This window comes from Rickettsia endosymbiont of Ixodes pacificus (genome assembly GCF_000965155.1).
GTDB lineage: Bacteria > Pseudomonadota > Alphaproteobacteria > Rickettsiales > Rickettsiaceae > Rickettsia > Rickettsia tamurae.
This window is the reverse complement of the sequence record NZ_LAOP01000001.1, coordinates 1,395,817-1,418,391: the sequence shown is the minus strand read 5'-3', so window position 1 is coordinate 1,418,391 and position 22,575 is coordinate 1,395,817. Positions and strand designations below refer to the sequence as shown.

The window sequence follows — 22,575 nt, the reverse complement described above, 5'->3', positions numbered from 1 at the left end:
GGTGAATTTCAAAAATTGGCTACGTCGTCTAGCAAGCTCGCAGGTAGCAACGTATTAAGTATACGCTCCTCGCCTTGCAGACTCCTTGCTCTTTTTGAAATTGACCTTCGTATACCTACTCTTCATTTGCTCGAGTTATATTGTCTTGCATAGTATTAGCTTTGTTGCATGGATCAAAAAACCTATTCGATGTCATCCCCGCGAAAGCGGGGATCCAGAAAAATAACTTCAAATATTGGTATAGAAGTTATTTATTTAAAAAATAAGCCTGTAAAAACAAGTTTTTTATAGGTTTTACTGAATTCTCGCTTTCGTGGGAATGACATTAAACAATCCATGCAACAACGCTGCGACTAAGAGGAGTATGGCAATGACGAAAAATATGAGCCATGCAATAAGAACTTTAATAAAGAAGTATACGAGTAATTTTTAAGGAAAAGTATTTATGAGCGTAGTAAATTTTTACGGACAATTAAGTAATACTCAACAATTTGATCAGATAAGGATTAATATAGCAAGTCCCGATCAAGTACGTTCGTGGTCTTTCGGTGAAGTAACAAAGCCTGAAACAATTAACTATCGAACTTTTAAACCTGAGAAAGACGGTTTATTTTGTGCAAGAATTTTTGGTCCGATAAAAGATTACGAATGTCTCTGCGGTAAATATAAGCGGATGAAAAACCGTGGTATTACATGTGAGAAATGCGGCGTTGAAGTTACGGTTTCTAGAGTAAGACGTGAAAGAATGGGACATATAGAGCTTGCGGCTCCCGTTGCTCATGTTTGGTTTTTAAAGTCATTGCCTTCAAGAATTAGTACGCTTCTTGATATGGCAATGCGAGATGTAGAGAAGATTCTTTATTTTGAAAATTATGTAGTAGTTGACCCAGGGTTATCGATTTTACAAAAAGGCGAACTCTTAACAGAGGAAGAATTACAGAAAGCAAAAGATAAGTACGGTGAAGATGCATTTACTGCCTCTATAGGTGCAGAAGTAATACAACAAATGCTTAAAGAGCTTGATTTTTCAAAGTTAAAGCAAGAATTATACGAGGAATTACAAACCACTTCCTCAGAAATCAAAAAGAAAAAATTAGTAAAGCGTTTAAAATTAGTAGAGGATTTTTTAGAGTCGGAAAACAAGCCGGAATGGATGATTATGGATGTTTTGCCGGTTATTCCTCCTGAAATTAGACCGCTTGTTATGCTTGACGGCGGAAGATTTGCTACTTCGGACTTAAATGAACTTTATAGAAGAGTAATTAATAGAAATAATCGTTTAAAGAAATTAATAAAGTCAAAAGCTCCTGATATAATAGTCAGAAACGAAAAAAGAATGTTACAAGAAGCGGTGGATGCGTTATTTGATAACGGTCGTCGCGGTAGAGCAGCGAAAAATGCTAATAAGCGTCCATTTAAGTCATTAAGTGATATGCTTAAAGGTAAGCAGGGGCGTTTCCGTCAGAACTTGCTCGGTAAGAGGGTTGACTATTCAGGACGTTCGGTTATCGTGGTAGGACCTGAGCTTAAACTTCACCAGTGCGGTTTACCTAAAAAAATGGCTCTGGAGTTATTTAAGCCGTTTATTTATTCTAAGCTTGAGTTGTACGGCATCGCTACAACTATTAAAGCTGCTAAAAGAATGGTGGAAGCTGAAAAACCCGAAGTTTGGGACGTGCTTGAAGAGGTAATTAGAGAGCATCCGGTTTTACTTAATAGGGCTCCGACGTTACATAGGCTTGGTATTCAAGCATTTGAACCGCTATTAATTGAAGGTAAAGCGATCCAGCTTCATCCGCTTGTTTGTGCTGCGTTCAATGCAGATTTTGACGGTGATCAGATGGCGGTACATATCCCATTATCGATTGAAGCACAGCTTGAAGCTAGGGTATTTATGATGTCTACAAATAATATCTTAAGCCCTGCAAACGGTCGTCCTATTATTGTACCGGATAAAGATATAGTGCTTGGTTTATATTATCTAACCCTTGCATTTGATAATGAAGTAGGCGAAGGGATGATGTTCTCAGATTTAGCTGAGATAGAACATGCTTTATATAATAAATTTATAACTATTCATACAAAGATAAAATATCGCAGAAATCAGTTAAATGCCGAAGGTAAAATGGTCCATGTTATCATTGATACTACTTACGGTAGGTTAATGGTCGGTGAGTTATTGCCTTCTAATCCTAATATAGAATTCAAGTTTATTAATAAACAACTAACTAAAAAAGACATATCATTAGTTATAGATTTAGTTTATCGTCACTGTGGTCAAAAAGCTACGGTAATTTTTGCCGATCAGCTAATGAAACTAGGTTTTAAATATGCTTGTTCTTCAGGTATTTCTTTTGGAATGGACGATATGGTAGTACCGGAATCTAAGAGTACTCATATCAATGAAACTCAGCTTGAAATAAAAGAATTTGAACAACAATATTCAAACGGTTTAATTACTTACGGAGAGAAATATAACAAAGTAGTTGATGCGTGGTCAAGATGTACCGATAGAGTAGCAAACGACATGATGAAAGATATTGCTACGCCGCCGATTAATGATGATCCAAATCATCAGAAAATAAATGCTATATATATGATGGCTATTTCCGGAGCAAGAGGTTCTTTCCAGCAAATTAAGCAGCTAGGCGGTATGCGAGGTTTAATGACCAAATCAAACGGTCAAATTATACAAACTCCTATTATCTCTAACTTTAAGGAAGGATTAACTGAATTTGAGTGTTTTAATTCTGCTAACGGAATGCGTAAAGGGCAAATAGATACGGCTTTAAAAACGGCAAGCTCAGGTTACTTAACAAGAAAATTAGTAGATGTTGCACAAGATTGTATTATTACTGAAAAAGATTGTGGAACTGATAAAGGAATTGAAGTTAAGAGTGTTATTGAAGGCGGGGAAGTTATAGTACCTTTAGCTGAAAAGATTTTAGGTCGTACTGCTGCTATCGATATATTTCATCCGGTAACTAATGATCTAATTCTCAATAAAGGCGAGCTTATTAATGAAGTAAAGTTAGAGCAGATTGAGTCGGCTGGACTCGACAGAATTATGATAAAATCCGTATTAACCTGTGAAAGTACTACCGGTATATGTAGCATATGTTACGGTAGGGACCTTGCTACCGGTACATTAGTATCGGAGGGTGAAGCAATCGGGGTTATTGCTGCTCAGTCTATCGGTGAACCGGGTACGCAGCTTACAATGAGAACTTTCCATATCGGAGGAGCGGCAACAAAAGGTGCTGAGGTTTCTTCCGTAGAAGCTTCCTATGACGCAAAAGTGAAAATTATAAGCCGTAACGTTGTTATTAATTCCGAAGAACGCAAAATTGTTATGAGCCGAAATTGTGAATTATTATTGCTTGATAATAACGGTAATGAAAAGGCTCGTCATAAAATTCCATACGGTGCTAGATTACTTGTTGATGACGGTGATATGGTTATTAAAACGCAAAAACTAGCGGAGTGGGATCCTTATACTATACCGATTATCACAGAGAAGTCAGGTAAAGTTTTATTCAAAGATATGGTTGAGGGTATTTCTATTCGTGACGTAACTGACGAAGCTACCGGAATACCGAGTAAAGTTATTATTGAATCAAAGCAATATTCACGCGGTGCAGAATTACGTCCGCGTATACAGCTTTTAGATGCTAAAGGTGAAGTTATAACCTTATCAAACGGTTTAGAAGCTAGATATTACTTGCCGGTTGGAGCAGTTTTAAGCGTAGAAGACGGAGTACAAATATCGGTAGGTGATATCATTGCACGTATACCGAAAGAATCAACCACTACTAAAGATATTACCGGTGGTTTACCGAGAGTTGCCGAGCTTGTAGAAGCAAGACGTCCTAAAGATCACGCAGTTATTGCCGAGGTTGACGGTAGAGTAGAATTCGGTAAAGACTATAAATCTAAGAGACGTATTATTATACATCCGATTGATGAAACAATGTCTATTGAGTATATGGTACCAAAAGGCAAGCATGTTGTAGTTAACGAAGGTGACTTTGTTAAAAAAGGCGATTTATTGATTGACGGTAATCCAGTACTTCAAGATATTTTAAAAGTAATGGGCGTAGAGGTTCTTGCAAATTATATTGTTAAGGAGGTTCAAGCCGTTTATCGTCTACAAGGTGTAAAGATTGATGATAAGCACATAGAAGTTATTATCCGTCAGATGTTACAAAAAGTAGAGGTTACGGATTCAGGCGGAACTACGTTATTAGCAGGTGAAAAAATAGATAGACATGAATTCGATGAGATAAATGAAAAAGCTATTAAAAACGGTTTAAAACCTGCTGAAGCACAATTAATATTACAAGGTATTACTAAAGCTTCTCTGCAAACTAGATCGTTTATCTCTGCGGCATCATTCCAAGAGACTACTAGAGTTTTAACTGAAGCAGCTATTGCCGGTAAAGTAGATAAGTTACGAGGATTAAAAGAAAACGTGATAGTTGGACGATTAGTACCTGCCGGAACCGGTTACTTTATGGATAAAATGCGTAAAGCAGCTGTAAAGCTTGACGAAGAGAATGCATAAATAACTTAGATAGAACTTGATCTTTGTAAGGTATTGTTGTGTGGATACCGATGTCATTCCTGCGAAAGCAGGAATCCAAAAAAATAACCTTACTATGCATTATTGACAAAAAAAGCCTATAAAAACCAAGTTTTTTATAGGCTTTTTCTTACTTCCCGCTTGCAGGAATGACGCTTTAATAACAAGCGATCGGTGCTGTTAAATGCTCGTAGTTTTGACCTAAATAAGATACTGGTTGTTCAGAGATATACGTATCATTGTTATCATAATTATAATTACCGTATAATTGTAATCTTGCTAAAGAATCTTCATATTGGAAGTTTTTAAGTATTTCTTGATTTTTAGATATCTGAATTTCTGCTAAACAATGTTCAACATAAGTTTTTAATGCTTCTTGATGAATTCCATCATATAAAGCTTTTAACATGAGTAAGTTTACTAATGGGTTAATACCATTATTTGCATTAGTAGTAATCGTAGCTTCTTCGTGTTTTTGATCAATAGATAATTTACAAATTAAAGGCTCTTCATTACTTACTTCTACTTTCTCTATTTCAAGATTTTCTGATTCAGCATTGATTTTTTCTTCAAAATTTATCTCTGGGAAAAGTGCTTTCACATCCGTTATTTCAAGTTTCCCTCCTTTTTTACCTACTTCATAAGCTTTAGAAACAATTTGTTTATAAATAACGTCAATTAATTCTCGTTTTGTTTGTATTTCATCAGAATAGTTAATTCCTCCTTCATTCCAAAACTTTACTATTTTAGAAAAAGCAGGAATATATTTACCGATCTTTGCTAAAAATTTTTGTGCAAATGTAGGTTCAGTAAGAGGGGTTAATGTAGGATTTTTTTCATATTTTTTAAATACATACTCGACAATTTTAGGTATATTTTGATCTGTTTCTATTTCGTCAGGTAAGCCGTGTAATATTTTTTTGGCTATTGCTTGATCCATCTTCTTATACAAAATATTAACCTCGACCCATGTCCATACTGGATTAGCCATAAAACAAAGCTTTGTTACATAAAATGCTAGCGATATAGGTAGAGATAATAACTTTAAATAGTTAAGGCAAGTATATCGTATTGGATGAGGCGTAAGACTATAAATCTCACCCATATCTTGGTTTAACTCACATGATGTTTTAATCATTGTATACTTCTGCTTAATTAAATGAGAAGTGATGTCATGTACTGGCATATTATTACTTAAATTTAACTAATTCGTCAACAAAATATAATAAAACGTTAACATTTGTCAAATGCTATTTTAATGAGATTTTGTTTTAAATCAATTATAATACTTGCAAAGTTTTATCAAGATAAATAGAATTATCCAAAGTCAAAAGTAATATAAGGAATAAGTATGCTTAACATAAACTTTGTGAATGAAGAATCATCTACTAATCAAGGTCTAGTAGTTTTTATTGATGAGCGGTTAAAGCTTGATAGTAATTTAATAGGACTTGATCAACAACATCACGGATTAATTTCTAAAACTATTCAGAATAAACTGCAATTTACCGGTAAATATGGACAGATCAAGGTTATTCCGTCTGTCATTAAATCAGGCGAGGTTAGATATTTGATAATAGCAAGTCTTGGGAATGAAGAAAAATTAACTGAAGCAAAAATTGAAGAGTTAGGCGGCAAAATTTTACAGCATGCAACCGGTTGTAAAATTTCTACTATCGGCTTAAAACTTACAAATAGAATTAGCAGGTTTACATCTCAAACATTTGCATCTTTAGTTGCTAGTGGTGCGTTTCTTGCTTCTTACAGATTTAATAAATATAGAACTACCTTAAAAGAAGCAGAGAAGTTCGTAGTAGAGTCAATTGAAATTCTTACCGATAATAGCGCTGAAGCGGCAAAATTATTTGAAGTCAAAAAATTAATTGCTGAGGCAGTATTTTTTACAAGAGATATAAGTAATGAACCGTCAAATATTAAAACTCCGCAAGTCTATGCCGAAAGAATAGTTGATATACTTGAACCGCTAGGAATAGATGTTGATGTTATCGGTGAACGTGAGATGAAAAATCTTGGTATGGGAGCATTGCTTGGTGTGGGGCAAGGTTCACAAAACGAGTCAAAGTTAGTAGTTATGGAATATAAAGGCGGCAGTAAAGATGCTCCGACTATTGCTTTGGTTGGTAAAGGAGTGATTTTTGATACAGGCGGTATTTCATTAAAACCGTCAAGTAATATGCATTTAATGAGATACGATATGGGAGGTTCTGCAGCAGTTGTGGGTACCATGATTGCGGTTGCCGGTCAAAAATTACCTGTAAATATAGTCGGTGTTGTAGGGCTTGTCGAAAATATGCCGTCCGGTAATGCACAGCGTCCAGGGGATGTAGTAACTACTATGTCAGGGCAAACTGCCGAAGTTTTAAATACCGATGCAGAAGGGCGTTTAGTACTTGCTGATGCTGTTTGGTATGCACAAGAAAAATTTAAGCCTAAATGCGTGATTGACATTGCAACTCTAACAGGAGCAATAACCGTAGCACTTGGTAATACATATGCCGGTTGTTTTTCCAATAATGATGAGTTAGCTGATAAGTTAATAAAAGTAGGGGAAGAAGTTAATGAAAAACTTTGGAGAATGCCGCTTCATGATGAGTACGATGCAATGATTAACTCCGACATAGCCGATATGGCAAATATCGGGAACGTACCGGGAGCTGCCGGAAGCTGCACGGCTGCACATTTTATTAAACGTTTCATTAAAGATGGAGTAGATTGGGCTCATTTAGATATAGCAGGCGTTACAAATAGTAATGAAGCTTCAGCACTTGGTCCGAAAGGGGCAGTTGGGTATGGTGTTAGATTACTTGAAAAATTTATCAAAAAATATACTCGATGAACTTCAAAAATTGGCTACGTCGTTTTACAAGTACTGCAGTACTCACGTATTAATACGCTCCGTTCCTCGTCTTGTGAACCGATTACTCTTTTTGAAGTTGATCTTCGTATATTACATATTACTCGTAGTATACCTACTATTTGTTTATTCTGAATATAATTATGAACACAATAAATAAACCTTATATATTTGTTATAGGTAATGAAAAAGGCGGAGCAGGTAAGACTACCTGTTCTATGCATCTAATAATCGCTCTGCTTTATCAAAATTATTCGGTAGTAAGTATAGATACCGATTCACGTCAAAGTTCGTTAACGAATTATTTAAAAAATCGAGATTTATATAATAAACAAAATCCTGATAAAACTGTATTAGTACCGAAACATTTTCATATATCGGAAAGCGAAGTAGAAGAGCAAGCAAAGAGTTTTGAGCAGGTACTCAAAAATAATCAGGATGCCGATTATATAGTGATTGATACCCCAGGCAGTCATACTCCTTTATCAAGAGTTGCTCATTCTTACGCCGATACAATTATTACACCGATTAATGATAGCTTTCTAGATTTAGACGTAATAGCAAAAGTCGATAGCAAGGATGAAATTATTAGCCCATCAATATATAGTCAAATGATTTGGGAGCAGAAAATGGAGCGTGCTAGTCGTGATAGAATTAGTATAGATTGGGTAATACTTCGTAATCGTTTAAGTAATCTTGATGCATTAAATAAAAGACGCGTAGGAAATGTATTAGCTAAACTTACTAAAAGAATTAACTTTAAACTCGCAGAAGGATTTAGCGAACGTGTAATATATAGGGAATTATTTTTGCAAGGTCTAACATTACTTGATCTAAAAACTGCAAAATATGATAGAGCATTTAATAGCTCACACGTACTTGCACGTCAAGAATTACGAAATCTTTTAGACTTTCTAGGTATTAAGGTTGCGTTCAAAGGTTAATTTCTATTAAAGTTTTTCTTGTATAAAGTTAAAAAATATATATAATGTGCAAAATTAATATGTTTTAACTTTATAAGAGAAACAAATGCCAAATATTGCTGAAAATATTTCAAAACTACCGGAAGAACAAGAAAAAGTTAATAAGTTTGTTGATCAATATAAAAATTTAACCCCGGAAGAACAAAAAATTGTTGATAGAAAACTTAAGTCACATTTTACAAAAGAAGAGCTAGAACAAGATGAGCTTAAATCAAGAATGAATAACATACGTAGTAATTTGTCCAATAAAGACCAAGAAAAACTACAAGCAGGTAATAATTCTATAGGTGAAATAGCAAAAGATGTATTATCGTTAGTTAAAGGAATAATAAATCTAGTAGAAAATATTGCAGAGATAATTAAAAATCCTAAGAAAGCAATATATGAATGGATTAAAGGTGAGTTAAATCAAGTAAAACCTCAACAACAAAATTATCAGCAACTCCCATCAAAGCCAAAAGTTGCTGCAATATCAAGATAAAACTTTGGCAAGATAAATTTTTAGTTTTTATTTGCGAAAATTTGCGATTTTATTTATATAATATAGGGAAAATCGTATAATAAAAAAATAAAAATGCATAAATACAGAACTCATAATTGTAACGAATTACAAATATCCGATGTAGAAAAAGAAGTTAAGTTATCCGGTTGGGTACATAGAAGAAGAGATCACGGGAATCTAGTTTTTATAGATTTACGTGATCATTACGGTATAACTCAAATCGTGTTTACCGATCAAAACCCTCAGCTTATGGAGGATGCAAGTCGTTTGCGTTATGAGTCGGTAATTGCGGTAAGGGGTACAGTTGTAGCAAGATCAGAGGACACGATTAATAATACGCTTCCGACAGGTCATGTTGAAGTGCTAGCTGTGGAATTTATTATTGAATCAGCTGCGGACACTCTACCTTTTGTTATTAATACCGAAAAAGACGCTCCCGAAGAGTCGAGGCTTAAACATCGCTTTTTAGATCTTAGACGTGAGAAATTACATAATAATATAATACTCCGCTCACAAATTATTTCTCATATTCGTCATTTGATGACGGCAAGAGGATTTATCGAATTTCAGACACCGATTTTAACTGCTAGTTCTCCTGAAGGTGCTAGGGATTTCTTAGTGCCGAGTAGAATGCATCCGGGTAAGTTCTATGCATTACCGCAAGCACCTCAGCAATTCAAGCAGTTATTAATGGTTTCAGGCTTTGATCGTTATTTCCAAATTGCTCCTTGTTTTCGGGATGAAGATGCAAGAGCCGATAGATCACCCGGCGAGTTTTATCAGCTAGATGTAGAAATGTCGTTTGTTACACAGGAAGACATATTTAGTACTATTGAGCCTGTGGTGTATGATTTATTTACTAAATTTACAGATAAGAAAGTATCAGAGACTCCTTTCGTTCGTATTCCATATAATGAATCTATGCTAAAATACGGCTCTGATAAGCCTGATTTGCGTAACCCTATTATAATTGCCGATGTAACTGAGATATTTAGAGATTCCGATTTTACAATCTTTAGAGAGAATATTAAAAAAGGTAGCATAGTTCGTGCAATTCCTGCCCCTAAAGCTGCTTCATTACCTCGTAGTTTCTTCGATAAAATGATAGAGTTTGCGATATCAGAAGGAGCAGGTGGACTCGGCTATATTCAGTTTAGTGAAACCGGTGAAGCAAAAGGACCAGTAGCAAAATTCTTAAGCCCGCAGCAATTAGAGAGTCTAAAAGCTACAGCTAGCATTAGTAACGGTGATGCTGTATTTTTCGCTAGCGATAAGAAAGAGAAAGCTGCTAAACTTGTCGGTAAGGTTAGAATAAGACTTGGTGAAGAGCTTGATTTACTTGAAAAAGATTGTTTTAAATTCTGCTGGATTACCGATTTTCCATTCTATGAGCTAAATGAAGAAACAGGAAAAATTGATTTTAGCCATAATCCGTTTTCTATGCCGCAGGGCGGAATAGATGCTTTAGAGCAAGCTAAGACCACTGAAGAGTTATTAGAACTTACCGCATACCAATATGATATTGTTTGTAACGGTATTGAACTTTCCAGCGGTGCTATTAGAAATCATAAGCCGGAAATTATGTATAAAGCATTTTCCATAGCAGGTTATAGTGAAGAGGAAGTTGATAAGAGATTTGGAGGGATGATTAGAGCGTTTAAGTTTGGAGCTCCACCACATGGTGGAATAGCCCCCGGTATTGACCGAATCGTTATGCTGCTTGCGGAAGCAACAAATATAAGGGAAATAATTGCGTTTCCTTTAAACCAACAGGCTGAAGATTTACTAATGAACGCCCCAAGCTATGTAGAGGATAAAGCTCTAAAAGAGCTAAGCATTATGCTCTCACCGTCAGCTAGAAAAAATGCGTAAGGTGGTAAGGATTTATAGTTGTTGTATGTTATTATGTCATACTATGACTTGATCGCAGGGTCTATTTTTTTAAATTTTTTTCTAGATATAGCTAGACCATAGTAAATAGGTACATACTATGCTAATATATATGTTATAAATGATAATAAATAAATTATGGCAAGCAGTTACAGTTACGATTTAAGAATGAAACTATTCAAAGCTCTAGATGATGGGCTCTCAATTGTTAAAGCATGTAAAATATTCAATATAGGTCGTAACACTATATATAGATGGAAAACTCTTAAATGGGAAACAGGAGATATAAAAGCAAAACCTTATGGTCCAGCAAAGGGTTATAATGCAAAAATAAATCTCAAAGAATTTGAAGAATTAATTATCAATAATCATGATAAAACAGCTAAAGAATTAAGTATTATACTAGGTAATAGATTACAAAGAACTAGAATAAATTACTATAGAAAACTACTAGGGTACACTTATAAAAAAAAGTCATCTTCATCCCAGAAGGGATATTGGTTTAAGGAATGAATTTATAGAAAAGATACAGCAAATTTCTAAAGAAACTCTAGTATTCATTGATGAGTCAGGAATAGAAGATAATGCTTGTAGAGAATATGGATGGAGTATAAAAGGTACTAGATGTTATGGAAACAAAGTGTATCAACATAAATCCAGGATCAGTATGATAGCGGGGCTTCGTAATAATCAAATTATAGCGCCAGTAATATTTGAAGGAAATTGTAATAAAGAAATATTTACAACCTATGTAGAGACTATATTAACTAAAGAATTACATCCTGGACAAACAGTAATTATGGATAATATCAACTTCCATAAGAATAATATAATAAGAGAATTAATCGAGTCGGTTGGGTGCAGAATTTTATTCTTACCTACATATAGCCCAGACTTAAATCCTATAGAACATTATTGGTTTAAGATTAAGAACGAAATAAGAAAAGTTACGGGGCAATTCAAAGATATCAGTATGGCTGTAGAACACGTACTAAAGTTTATTTAACTGTACCTATTTACTATGGTCTAGCTATACCGTGGTCAAGCCACGGATGACAGAGGTGAAATTGATCCACGCAACAATGCTTACCTTTGTTGCTGTCTTTCCTTCCTAGCTTGAATATTTAGAGAATGCGATTCCTTTTACCGCTTCTACTCTTTTTGTTTGGAGCCCTTCTTGCTTCTTCTGTTGTAGTACATTACCAATTTTTATACTTTCCGCTATAAGTTTTTCTGTATTATGAATTTTATTTAAATTCTCAGGAGAAATTTGTTTCATAAAATAATTTGAGATACTAGGTAAACCTATCTTTTCACAAAAATTTCCTACCTTGTAATATATAGTATCTTTAGAATTTAACTTGAAAGATTTAGCATTTAATAAGTTGGTCGTGTTTTCGATATTATCCTGATATTTTAAATCTTTCTTTATACCCTCAATATCTTGCTCGGTAAGATAATTTTCTTTTTTTAGCTCTTTCATTATATTGTCGTAGAATTTTGCTACTTCTTTATCGGTTACATTTTTAGTTGTTGCCTGCTTTGTAAAATCAACAATTAGTGATTCCAACTTTTCGCCTGTAGATTTGTCTTGTATACGCATTGATTTTGCAGGATCAGAAATTTGTACTTCTACTTATATCTGTCTTAACCTCAACTTCTTTTTCTTCCCATTTTCCTTCCAAATCTTTGTTCCATTGTTGTTCCTTGATTATTTCTTTTTTCAAGCCTATAGAAGTTTTAATTTGGTAATTATTTTCATACGCCCACTCTTTAGCATCTTTACCTTCAATTGTAATGTTATTATCTATTGCATAGAGTACCGAATTAGCGAAAGCCTCTAACCAACCACCATTGTTAAATTCAGGTAAAACATTACTGAATTTTGTTACTATCTCAGCTCCTTTGGCAACTTCTTGCATATTAACAAGATTTTCTTTTATACTGCCTTTATAGTGTTTTCTCAAATCATCAAAATTTTTAATATTAGTGGATAACGCAATATTTTTCGGATCAAACCCAGCTTTTTTTAATTCATCAATTTTTTGATCAACTATTGCTTCCATCTGTTTCTCATCAAATTGACTTATCATTTGATTTAACGGTTCGCTATATTTATCGATACTAAATGAGAAATTACCTGCTTTAATAGCAGCACTGTAGCCAACACCAGGATGTGCAAACATTTCAGCTGTTGATTGAATCATACTGGCAAAATCCTTATGAAATGCTAAAAAAGAGCGCAATTTTGGTTATTGTTTTACCATCCTGCACCATTAAATTACCAGCATGATAATCTACTTCCCCCAGCATATGACAAGCAGCTATGGCTTTTTCAAATCCTTCCAACTTTTTTAAATTTTGATCATTAGCTCTGACTCTAGTTTGACCTGATAAACCGGAAAATTCTGTTAGCGTTACAGCATTATCAAAAAATTTAGAACGTACATAAAGTGAATCAGGGTGTTTTTCATCCGCTTTTACCAGCCCTTCTTTTGGTACTCGATCATGTAATAAAAATTGATATGGATAGAAGCCTATTAATTCTTGTACCCCGTCTCTTCGGTCAGCAATAGCCTGTTTTCGTGCCTTATTATCTTGTATTTTTTGGCATGCAGCATGAGTTTTATAAAAATGTTTTAAAATAAAAGTATTACCGGCGTTATCTTTAGCAACATAACCGGTAGAGACTCCTGCTGCTTTTTTCCTTTCCCCTCAAACTCAGCTTATTGTGCCACCCTCTTATCACGTAGCATAGCATCAATTGCTTTTTTAGGGTCATTAAGATTTCTTATTCCTTCAAGTTTTCTGTAATCTGCGTTATATCGGCTATCATCTAATCCAACCTGTCGTTCAATTGCATCTTCCATAACTAAATGCTGTAAAAGAGGTGCATCGATTATTTCCCTTAATTCCTTGTTTTTATCTCCTGGAAACGAGTTTTTTATTATTGTTGTAACTTTATCTAAATCCTTAGTGTTTAAATCGGCTAGGACCATAATAGCTAATATATAGGCTTTCAGCAGTAGGAGATTGGTCATTAGAAAGGTCAATAACAGGATTCGGCTGCCTTCGCAGGCTCTCTAGATATTTTGGTATTCAATGCTGTATCGTTAGTTTTCAGGGCTTTAAAAAGTTGCTCTTGTAATAATAATTCCTGTTGAGTTTTCTCTTTAGACATAAAAATAACCTGATTATATTAACTAATGCTTCAAAAATTTATTATATAAATTGATTAATTGCAAGGAAGAAAAAATTCTGATTTACAGAATTTTTTTATTATTTTTTCTGGATTACTATCCTGTACTATAGATTTGATCGTGATATGACAATGAAAAAACCAAAGTCATGAAATAAAATCATGACTTTGCAGGAATGATACTAATTAATCCCTTCTATTGCCTAAAAATCTCATTAAATATAGGAAAAGATTTATAAAATCTAAATATAAAGTAAAGGCTGCCATAATAGAAAGCTTTTGTCCTACTTCATCGTTTCCTGCCATGTAATACATAGACTTAATCTTTTGAGTATCCCAAGCAATTAATCCCATAAATACTACTATTCCAATAAGAGAAGTAGCAAAAGAAAGAGCCGAGCTTTTTAGAAACAAGTTGACTAATGAAGCAATGATAAGACCTATAAGACCCATTGCAAAAAATGAACCCATAGATGTTAAATCTCTACTTGTACTATAACCGTATAAACTCATTGCTCCAAAAACGGAAGAGCAAATAAAGAAAGTACGAGCTATTGATGTCCCGGTATAAATAAGAGCTAAATATGCAAGCGACATACCGGTTAAACCGGCATAAACCCAAAATAATATTTGTGCCGTTTGCAGGTTCATTCGTCCGAAGCCCATAAAGAAATATAAAGCAATACCGAGCGGAGCAAACATTATAATAGTGCCGAAACCTGTTTGAAACATTAAATTATAAATAGGCTCAACTGATATAGTCGTTACGGCTGCTACACCGGTTAGTAAAAGTGCTAAAGCCATATAATTATATACTTTAAGCATGTATTTTCTTAAGCCTTCATCAAAAGTTTTATTTTTTGAGGTGGCAGTTAAAGTTTTTGTATAATCGATCATAAGTAACCTTAGGATTATGTTATTTACATAATAAAATATAGTCGTTTAAAGGCTATTTGTAAAGATATTTTAAAGCTAATTAAATTCTTTTTTGCTGCAAATTATAAGATTTTTTTAAAATAGGAATAGCTATTTCTTCAAAAATCTTATTAATTTTCGCTATAAAAGTTCTTTAATTATCAGTTAAAATATCTTTACAAATAGCCTCTTAAAGGTATTTTTTCAAGCTATATTAATTATATTTTATAAATATCTTGCATTGAATATAAAGCAGAAGGTTTATCTTGTAGCCAAATAGCGGCTTTAATTGCACCAATAGCAAAAGAATTTTTATTCAGAGCTTCGTGTTTTAAAGTGATTATTTCATCGTCACCTAGGAAAGATATTTCATGTATACCGTGAACATTCCCACCACGAAGCGAGGAAATACCTATTTCTTTTTCGCTTCTTAGTCTACTACCACGATTAAATGTTATATTTAATCCTTTTTCGCTTGCAATTGTTTCAGCAAGCATAATAGCAGTTCCTGAGGGTGAATCTTTTTTATTACGGTGATGTGTTTCTAGAATTTCAACATCGTAATCATCTAGTATTTTTGTTACTTCTTTAGCTAGATAGCTAAGCAAACTAGCTCCTATACTCATATTTGCAGAATATAAAACAGGTAAAGTTTGAGCTGCTTTTTCTAAAAGCTTAAAATGTTGAGGTTGGAGGCCTGTGGTTCCGATTACTAATTTTGTATTATGTTTTAATGCATAATTAATTAATTTTTCTAATATTTCAGGAGTAGAAAAATCGATGATTACATCAGAATTTTTACAAAAATTATCTAAATCATCTAAATTATTAGTACTATTAAATTTTGCTGAAATTTTGCAATCTTTAAATTTATCTATTCTTTCAGCAATAACCTTTCCCATTTTACCGGTAGAACCGCTAAGACCGATATTTAACATATTGGCAATGTATACTCCTAATAAATGAACAGTAAGTAGACGAAGTTTAATTTGGAAAAGAGCAAAGAGTCTAAAGCCCTCGGATCACAGCGTATACTTAAATATAGTTCGAACCGCAGATCTTATTAGACGACGACGCCAAATTTTCAAATTATACTAGGCTCTGTGAATATTTCTAAAAAGATTTAATTTTGGTTATTTTTTGCTGCAAATTATAAGATTTTTACTGGAATAGTTACTTATATTTCAAAAAATCTTATAATTTGCAGCAAAAAATAACCAAAATTAAATCTTTTTAGAAATATTCACAGAGCCTAGTATAAGATTTATGAAAATATAATAGAGGCTTTAAATCATTTTTAATATCGGTATTTATTACTTCACCGATAAATATAACATGATCACCGGCATCGTAAGAAACATATTTATTACATTCTATATGACAAGTTGCACCGTTTATTAAAGGGCAATCAGTTTTATTACCAAGCACATAATCAATTTTTGTAAATTTATTAGGTTGTGATTTAGCAAAATGTTTTGAAATATCAATTTGATTCTCTGCTAAAATACTAATTGCAAACTTATCACTTTTTCGAAAACTGTTTATACTAAAAGAGTTTTTATTAAGGCAAAATAATATTAATGGCGGTTTTAAAGATATGGAAGTAAGAGAACTAGCAGTAAAGCCAAAAAGCTCGTTATTGCAATTTGTTGTTATAATAGTCACTCCCTGAGGGAATCGGCTCATAGCATCTTTAAATTGACTTTCTGTTATTGTCCCAACCATTTTTTCATAATTTTGTTAATGGTCCCGTCTTTTTTTAATGAATCGATTGCCTCATTAATTTCATTAATTAGTCCTGAGTTTTTAGACATACCTATAGCAAAATCGGATGAAAATTCTTCTAAAGTACTGCTTTCTAAATTTGAATTATTTTCTTTTAATTTTTTGCCTTGAAATTCCTCAGAAATAATAGCATCTATGACTCTGGCTTTTAATTCTTCAACTAACATTAAATGATTTGCTAAAGAATGAACTTTAATATTCATCGTCTGTGATAGATCTTGTGCTTTTTTTTCTAAAACACTACCGAGCTGTACTCCTACTATTTTATTCTCTAGATCTTTGCTATTTTGTATATTGTCGCCTGTTCTATATATTATAGCAAATCTTGCAGTAGCGTAATTATCGGAAAAGCTGATATATTCGGAACGCTCCGGTGTTACGGAAAGCTCCGCCACCGCAACATCAATATTTTCACTAACCAAAGCTGCAAGTAAACCGTTAAAGTCGAAGTTTTTTATGATAACTTTTTTATTTAGACGTTCACTTATTGCTTTGATAATATCAATATCAATCCCAACAATCTCTCCGTCTTGGATGAATTCATAAGGAGGATTATCTGCGGCAGTACCGACTATTAAAGTTTTTTCCGTTTCTTTTTGTTCACAAGAAACTAGTAAGAAAGATAGTAAAAATATTTTCAGAAATTTCATAAAAATAATGTTTTAAGTTTGAGTATGTCCTGTGTCATCCCGCAGGCATTGAGCTTGTTATATGGCTTGAAAAACCCGTTCGGTGTCATACCGTGGCTTGGCCACGGTATCCAGAAAACAACTAAAAATACTAATATTATTAGTATTTTTAACTGGATCCCGCGATCGAGTCGCGGGATGACAGAGAGGGAAGTGAACCATGCAACAAAACCTACGGCTGCTCGCAATGACGGGAGAATCTATCCACGCGGGCAATACCTTCAAAGGAATAGCATCAAGAACTCAATTTCTCCTTTAAAAGCTGATTCACAAGCGTCGGATTAGCCTTACCGCCGGTTTTTTTCATTACCTGCCCTACAAAGAAACCGAATAATTTATCCTTACCACTTCTATAACCCTCTACTGATTCAGGATTTTCAGCTATTACCTCGTCAATTACCGTGTTTAGCACGTTATTATCCGAAACTTGTACAAGTCCTTTTTCCTCTACTATTTTATCAGGTGTTTTACCGGTTTCAAACATAATTTCAAAAACGGTTTTTGCAATTTTACCGGAAATAGTATCATTTTCTATTAATTTTACCAGTTTTGCAAAGTTACTAGGAGTAATTTTGCATTCATTTATTCCTATCGATGCTTTATTTAATTGGCCGAACAACTCACTAGTTAGCCAATTAGTAAGCATTTTAGGGTTACATTCATTTGCTGCTTTCTCAAAATACTCAGCAACCGATTCATCGGCTACTATTACTTCGGCATCATATTTACTTAAGCCAAATTCCTTCGTATATTTTTCAATCTTTTGATCAGGTAGCTCAGGTAAATTTGCTTTTAGCTCGTTTATTAACTCATCAGAAATAACAAGCGGTAATAAATCGGGATCAGGAAAATATCTATAATCAAGTGCTTCTTCTTTTAAACGCATAGTTCTTGTTTCGCCGCTATTGGCATTAAATAAGCGTGTTTCTTGAATTATTGCTTCACCGCTTTCAAGCAAGTCTACTTGTCTTTTAGCTTCAAATTCTATTGCTTTAATGATATTACGAATTGAATTAATATTTTTAATTTCGCATCTTGTGCCTAGTGGTTCGCCGCTACGTCTTACTGAAATATTAGCATCGCAACGCATCGAGCCTTTTTCCATATCACCGTCACAGCTGCCGATATAACGTAACAAATTTCTCAGCTTTTTTACAAATTCAGCCGCTTCTTCCGGTGATGATATATCAGGTTCGGTCACAATTTCCATAAGCCCAATACCGGCACGATTTAAATCGATAAAGCTGTAATGTGGTGATTGATCATGCATAGATTTACCCGCATCTTGCTCTAAATGCAAACGGTTAATACGAATAGTTTTAAGATCGCCGGTACTAGTCGCTATTTCCATAGTGCCGTTTTGTACTATAGGATAGTAAAATTGCGAAATTTGGTAACCTTGCGGCAGATCGGCATAAAAATAATTTTTACGATCAAATACCGAATATTTATTTATTTTAGCTTTAAGCCCAAGCCCTGTTTTAATTGCTTGGTGTACACAATGCTTATTTAATACCGGTAACATCCCGGGCATTGCTGCATCAACATAGGAAACCTGCGAATTTGGACTTGCTGCAAAAATAGTACTACTTCCTGAAAAAAGCTTAGATTTTGAGGAAATTTGAGCATGGATTTCAAGCCCTATTACATATTCCCATTTCCCCGTATTACCTTCAATATATGCCATAATTAAAACCCTTTGGCTCAAATTTAATATGTTTTACACCTGACTCAATTGTCGATGCTACTTTCAAAACATTATATTCGTCTAATTGTTTACCTATAATCTGCATCCCAAGAGGTAAACCTCGTGCCGATAATCCGGCAGGAACCGATGCACAAGGTAAACCAGCTAAACTTGCAGGAATAGTAAATAAATCGTTTAAATACATAATAGTCGGATCATTTTGTTTTTCACCGATCTTAAAAGCTTCGGTCGGTGCTGCAGGTAACAAAATGGCGTCAACTTTTGCAAAAGCATTATTAAAATCGTTTGCAACTAAACGACGTACTTTTTGAGCTTTTAGATAATATGCATCCATACAACTAGATGAAAGCACATATGTTCCAATCATAATACGGCGTTTTACTTCCTCCCCAAATCCGGCTGATCTAGTCATTTCATACATTTCGTCAAGCGTCATATTTTCACGTTCTACCCGAAGACCGTATCTAACACCGTCATATCTAGATAAATTTGAAGAAGCTTCAGCCGGTGCTATTACGTAATAAACGGCAACACCATATTTAGCATGCGGCAAAGTAATATCAACTATTTCAGCACCGGCGTTTTTAAGTAGCTCTATAGTATCCTGCCACATTTTCATAATATCAGGTTCAATAATACCACCTTCACCAAGGCTAAGAGGTACGCCTATCTTCATATTTTTCATAGAACTTCCAATAGCGGATTGTAGCTCTGGAACTTCTGCTTTAATCGAAGTAGAATCTTTTTCGTCAAACCCCATCATCGCTTCAAGCATGATGCTACTGTCTAAAACGCTTCTAGTAAATATCCCTGCTTGATCAAGTGAGCTAGCAAACGATATCATTCCGTATCTTGAGCAACGACCATATGTCGGTTTAAACCCGACTAAACCCGTAAAGCTTGCAGGTTGACGTACCGAACCGCCCGTATCGCTACCAAGAGCAGCAGATGCCATAAATCCGCTAACTGCCGCAGCTGAACCGCCTGAAGAACCGCCTGGAACTAAATCAGCATTATCATCATTTGCTTTCCAAGGGCTAATTACATTTCCAAAACAACTAGTGATATTTGCTGAACCCATAGCAAACTCATCCATATTGGTTTTGCCGAGCATCACACCGCCCTTATCAAAAATATTTTGTGTAACACTTGATTCATAATTAGGTATAAAATTTTTCAGTATATTAGAACATGCCGTAGTTCTAATTCCTTTCGTGCAGAAAAGATCTTTAGCGGCAAACGGGATACCTTCAAGTGTTCTTGCTTTATTTTGAGCATAATTTTGATCGGCGGCTTCAGCCTGTTTTAAAGCTAAATCAAAAGTTTCGGTAACATAAGCATTTAGGTTTTTATGCTTTTCTATTTGTTTAATATGTGCATTAACTAATTCCTTACTTGTAAAATCTTTATTTTTTAGACCTTTTACACTGTCTGCTACTGTTAATTTGTTTAGTTCCGTCATAATTATTCAACAACCTTTGGAGTGATAAAATATTTTACTTCTTTAGCAAGCTGAGCACTATTTCCGCTTACATTATCAAATAATTTGTTTGATAAATCAGAACTCGTAACTTCATCCTCTCGCATTCTAGCATTCATATTAGGAACCAAAGTTAAAGGCTCTATATCTTTGCAATCTATTTCATTTAAAATATCAATCATATTCATAATAGTACTAAGCTGAGCAGAAAATTTTTCTACAGTATCTTCTTCAAATTTTAATCTAGCTAATTTTGCTATTTTCTGTGTTTCTTCTTTTGTTATCATAGTTTTATTATTTTGAGTGGTAATAGTATGATGTTATTCCCGTGAAAGCTTGCTTGCGTGGATCGATTTTTCCGTCATTGCGAGAAGAAACTGTAAGTTCCGACGAAGCAATCCAGTAAAAAATTCTGTAAATCAGAATTTTTTAATTATTTTTCTGGATTGCCACGTCGCTTCGCTCCTCGCAATGACGATTCAGTATCCACGCAACAAATCTAAAGCAGGAATGACATAGAAAGTCAAACAGTCATTATTTCTTGTTCTTTTTGTTTTATTACCGAGTCAACTTTACTACTATAATCATCGGTTAACTTTTGTACTTGTTCAGATAAGCTATGATGCTCATCTTTTGCGATAACGTTATCCTTTTCTAGCTTTTTAAGTTCTTCATTGCCGTCTCTTCTAATATTACGTAATGAAATTTTAGTATCTTCACCGTATTTATGAGCAAGCTTTACCAATTCTTTACGCCTTTCTTCAGTTAAAGCCGGTATAGGTAGTCTGATTAATTGACCGTCTGTTGCTGGAGTTAAGCCAAGATTTGCTATCGTAATTCCTTTCTCTACCGATGATACCATAGATTTATCCCAAACCTGCACGTTAATTGTTCGTGCATCAGGGGTGGATAGAGAAGCAACTTGTGAAAGCGGCATTTTACTTCCGTAAGCTTCTACGGTTACACTATCAAGCAAATTAACCGAAGCTCTACCCGTACGTAGCCCTTTAAGCTCATGATCTAAAACTTTGAGAGCTTTCTCCATCTTTTCTTGTAAGTTTTTCTTTAAATTCTCTTTACCCATCTTTATTTTATCCATACTAATAATTATATTTTTATTTGGTATAAGCATTACCGGTGTAGTTCTATGTCATGCTAGTTCCTTGATCACGGCATCCAGTTTTTTACTTTTTTATGGATACCGTGGTCAAGCCACGGTATGACACTATACTACATTTCCTCAATTGTCGTATATTCCCCTTTATCTTGTATTACTCTAGCAAAATTTCCCTGTTCTTTTATCGAAAATACCCTTATAGGTAATTTATTTTCTCTTGCAACTGCAATAGCTGCCGTATCCATGACTTGCAGGTTGTTAGTTATAACATCTTTATAGCTGATAGTGAAATATTTTTTAGCATCCGGATTTTTTTTAGGGTCGGAATCATATACACCGTCAACCTGAGTTGCTTTTAATAAAATATCGCTATTCATTTCGATTGCACGAAGTACTGCAGCACTATCGGTTGTACAAAATGGGTTACCCGTGCCGCCGGCAAAAATTACTACACGCTTTTTTTCCATATGTCTTTTAGCTTTGCGGCGAATATAAGGCTCGCACACGCTCATCATAGGAATAGCCGATAGAACCCTTGTATAGATATTGAGGCTTTCCATAACGTTTTGCAGTGTTAAAGCATTAATTACCGTTGCGAGCATACCTATATAATCCGCTGAAGCTCGATCCATACCGACGAGTGCTGCATTAATCCCACGGTAAATATTTCCACCGCCAACTACAATAGCGACTTCTACTCCTAAATCGATAACTTCTTTAATATCGCCGGCAATCTTTTTTATTACGTCATATTCATGCCCAAATTGCTTGTCTCCCATTAAAGCTTCCCCTGAAACTTTAAGTAAAACTTTTTTATACTTTAGAGCGTTTATATCTGATATCATTTTCT

Annotated in this window: 18 protein-coding genes and 1 pseudogene; 7 read left to right on the top strand and 12 right to left on the bottom strand. The window is 34.3% G+C overall.

The window, feature by feature from the left end:
* Positions 1–168: 168 nt before the first annotated feature.
* Entirely contained in the window at positions 169–291 is a 123-nt protein-coding gene (locus REIP_RS13260) for a hypothetical protein (protein ID WP_267881748.1), read from the top strand.
* Between the two features lie 154 nt (positions 292–445).
* Complete coding sequence (gene rpoC, locus REIP_RS07530) at positions 446–4,564, top strand: DNA-directed RNA polymerase subunit beta' (protein WP_045804203.1); 4,119 nt, start codon at positions 446–448, stop codon at positions 4,562–4,564.
* A gap of 175 nt (positions 4,565–4,739) precedes the next feature.
* On the opposite strand, the gene REIP_RS07525 is transcribed toward rpoC, so the two are convergent.
* Positions 4,740–5,768, bottom strand: a complete 1,029-nt coding sequence (locus tag REIP_RS07525) for a hypothetical protein (protein ID WP_045804202.1) — start codon at positions 5,766–5,768, stop codon at positions 4,740–4,742.
* A 165-nt stretch (positions 5,769–5,933) separates the two neighbouring features.
* Here REIP_RS07525 and REIP_RS07520 point away from each other — a divergent pair, with 165 nt between their 5' ends.
* The 5 genes from REIP_RS07520 (at position 5,934) to REIP_RS10155 (ending at position 11,838) form a co-directional block, all read left to right on the top strand.
* On the top strand, positions 5,934–7,439 hold the full coding sequence (locus REIP_RS07520) for a leucyl aminopeptidase (RefSeq protein ID WP_045804201.1): 1,506 nt from the start codon (positions 5,934–5,936) through the stop codon (positions 7,437–7,439).
* Positions 7,440–7,600: 161 nt separating this feature from the next.
* Positions 7,601–8,401 carry a division plane positioning ATPase MipZ gene (locus REIP_RS07515; protein ID WP_045804200.1) on the top strand — a complete coding sequence of 267 codons (801 nt, stop codon included), beginning with the start codon at positions 7,601–7,603 and terminating at the stop codon, positions 8,399–8,401.
* 85 nt (positions 8,402–8,486) lie between these two features.
* The gene (locus REIP_RS07510) at positions 8,487–8,921 is read left to right on the top strand and encodes a hypothetical protein (RefSeq protein WP_045804199.1); all 435 of its coding nucleotides are present in this window, start codon (positions 8,487–8,489) and stop codon (positions 8,919–8,921) included.
* A 93-nt stretch (positions 8,922–9,014) separates the two neighbouring features.
* A complete protein-coding gene (aspS, locus tag REIP_RS07505; protein WP_045804198.1) occupies positions 9,015–10,814 on the top strand; it encodes an aspartate--tRNA ligase in 1,800 nt (599 codons plus the stop codon).
* Positions 10,815–10,970: 156 nt separating this feature from the next.
* A protein-coding gene (locus REIP_RS10155; RefSeq protein WP_156147374.1) for an IS630 family transposase occupies positions 10,971–11,838 on the top strand; the annotation gives its coding sequence in 2 pieces (ribosomal slippage) (positions 10,971–11,297 and positions 11,299–11,838; 867 coding nt in all).
* A gap of 80 nt (positions 11,839–11,918) precedes the next feature.
* Here REIP_RS10155 and REIP_RS07490 read toward each other — a convergent pair.
* From REIP_RS07490 to pyrH, 11 genes and pseudogenes are all read right to left on the bottom strand, one after another.
* A pseudogene (locus REIP_RS07490) lies at positions 11,919–14,013 on the bottom strand (hypothetical protein).
* 204 nt (positions 14,014–14,217) lie between these two features.
* Positions 14,218–14,928, bottom strand: coding sequence for a Bax inhibitor-1/YccA family protein (locus REIP_RS07485; RefSeq protein WP_045804197.1), 711 nt, complete (start codon positions 14,926–14,928; stop codon positions 14,218–14,220).
* Between the two features lie 236 nt (positions 14,929–15,164).
* A complete protein-coding gene (dapB, locus tag REIP_RS07480; RefSeq protein ID WP_045804196.1) occupies positions 15,165–15,884 on the bottom strand; it encodes a 4-hydroxy-tetrahydrodipicolinate reductase in 720 nt (239 codons plus the stop codon).
* Positions 15,885–16,179: 295 nt separating this feature from the next.
* On the bottom strand, positions 16,180–16,671 hold the full coding sequence (locus REIP_RS07475) for a flavin reductase family protein (protein ID WP_045804195.1): 492 nt from the start codon (positions 16,669–16,671) through the stop codon (positions 16,180–16,182).
* On the bottom strand, positions 16,656–17,381 hold the full coding sequence (locus tag REIP_RS07470) for an ABC transporter substrate-binding protein (protein WP_023507570.1): 726 nt from the start codon (positions 17,379–17,381) through the stop codon (positions 16,656–16,658). Before REIP_RS07470 ends, REIP_RS07475 begins: the two co-directional genes overlap by 16 nt.
* Positions 17,378–17,608 carry a hypothetical protein gene (locus REIP_RS13790; protein WP_410525711.1) on the bottom strand — a complete coding sequence of 77 codons (231 nt, stop codon included), beginning with the start codon at positions 17,606–17,608 and terminating at the stop codon, positions 17,378–17,380. Before REIP_RS13790 ends, REIP_RS07470 begins: the two co-directional genes overlap by 4 nt.
* Before the next feature lie 47 nt (positions 17,609–17,655).
* Complete coding sequence (gatB, locus tag REIP_RS07465; RefSeq protein ID WP_045804194.1) at positions 17,656–19,107, bottom strand: Asp-tRNA(Asn)/Glu-tRNA(Gln) amidotransferase subunit GatB; 1,452 nt, start codon at positions 19,105–19,107, stop codon at positions 17,656–17,658.
* Positions 19,094–20,590 carry an Asp-tRNA(Asn)/Glu-tRNA(Gln) amidotransferase subunit GatA gene (gene gatA / locus REIP_RS07460; RefSeq protein WP_045804193.1) on the bottom strand — a complete coding sequence of 499 codons (1,497 nt, stop codon included), beginning with the start codon at positions 20,588–20,590 and terminating at the stop codon, positions 19,094–19,096. Before gatA ends, gatB begins: the two co-directional genes overlap by 14 nt.
* Before the next feature lie 2 nt (positions 20,591–20,592).
* Positions 20,593–20,895: an Asp-tRNA(Asn)/Glu-tRNA(Gln) amidotransferase subunit GatC gene (gene gatC / locus REIP_RS07455; protein WP_045804192.1), complete on the bottom strand. Its 303-nt coding sequence runs from the start codon at positions 20,893–20,895 to the stop codon at positions 20,593–20,595.
* Between the two features lie 236 nt (positions 20,896–21,131).
* Positions 21,132–21,692 (bottom strand): ribosome recycling factor, encoded by a 561-nt coding sequence (gene frr / locus REIP_RS07450; protein ID WP_023507574.1) that lies wholly within the window; start codon positions 21,690–21,692, stop codon positions 21,132–21,134.
* A gap of 146 nt (positions 21,693–21,838) precedes the next feature.
* Positions 21,839–22,570 carry a UMP kinase gene (gene pyrH / locus REIP_RS07445; protein ID WP_045804191.1) on the bottom strand — a complete coding sequence of 244 codons (732 nt, stop codon included), beginning with the start codon at positions 22,568–22,570 and terminating at the stop codon, positions 21,839–21,841.
* Positions 22,571–22,575: the final 5 nt, after the last annotated feature.

What these genes read in the sequence shown, in the direction of transcription:
- REIP_RS13260 (WP_267881748.1), top strand. Translation starts at nt 169, where the DNA reads ATGGATCAAAAAACCTATTCGATGTCATCCCCGCGAAAGCGGGGATCC.
- rpoC (WP_045804203.1), top strand. Translation starts at nt 446, where the DNA reads ATGAGCGTAGTAAATTTTTACGGACAATTAAGTAATACTCAACAATTT.
- REIP_RS07525 (WP_045804202.1), bottom strand. Translation starts at nt 5,768, where the DNA reads ATGCCAGTACATGACATCACTTCTCATTTAATTAAGCAGAAGTATACA.
- REIP_RS07520 (WP_045804201.1), top strand. Translation starts at nt 5,934, where the DNA reads ATGCTTAACATAAACTTTGTGAATGAAGAATCATCTACTAATCAAGGT.
- REIP_RS07515 (WP_045804200.1), top strand. Translation starts at nt 7,601, where the DNA reads ATGAACACAATAAATAAACCTTATATATTTGTTATAGGTAATGAAAAA.
- REIP_RS07510 (WP_045804199.1), top strand. Translation starts at nt 8,487, where the DNA reads ATGCCAAATATTGCTGAAAATATTTCAAAACTACCGGAAGAACAAGAA.
- aspS (WP_045804198.1), top strand. Translation starts at nt 9,015, where the DNA reads ATGCATAAATACAGAACTCATAATTGTAACGAATTACAAATATCCGAT.
- REIP_RS07485 (WP_045804197.1), bottom strand. Translation starts at nt 14,928, where the DNA reads ATGATCGATTATACAAAAACTTTAACTGCCACCTCAAAAAATAAAACT.
- dapB (WP_045804196.1), bottom strand. Translation starts at nt 15,884, where the DNA reads ATGTTAAATATCGGTCTTAGCGGTTCTACCGGTAAAATGGGAAAGGTT.
- REIP_RS07475 (WP_045804195.1), bottom strand. Translation starts at nt 16,671, where the DNA reads ATGGTTGGGACAATAACAGAAAGTCAATTTAAAGATGCTATGAGCCGA.
- REIP_RS07470 (WP_023507570.1), bottom strand. Translation starts at nt 17,381, where the DNA reads ATGAAATTTCTGAAAATATTTTTACTATCTTTCTTACTAGTTTCTTGT.
- gatB (WP_045804194.1), bottom strand. Translation starts at nt 19,107, where the DNA reads ATGGCATATATTGAAGGTAATACGGGGAAATGGGAATATGTAATAGGG.
- gatA (WP_045804193.1), bottom strand. Translation starts at nt 20,590, where the DNA reads ATGACGGAACTAAACAAATTAACAGTAGCAGACAGTGTAAAAGGTCTA.
- gatC (WP_045804192.1), bottom strand. Translation starts at nt 20,895, where the DNA reads ATGATAACAAAAGAAGAAACACAGAAAATAGCAAAATTAGCTAGATTA.
- frr (WP_023507574.1), bottom strand. Translation starts at nt 21,692, where the DNA reads ATGGGTAAAGAGAATTTAAAGAAAAACTTACAAGAAAAGATGGAGAAA.
- pyrH (WP_045804191.1), bottom strand. Translation starts at nt 22,570, where the DNA reads ATGATATCAGATATAAACGCTCTAAAGTATAAAAAAGTTTTACTTAAA.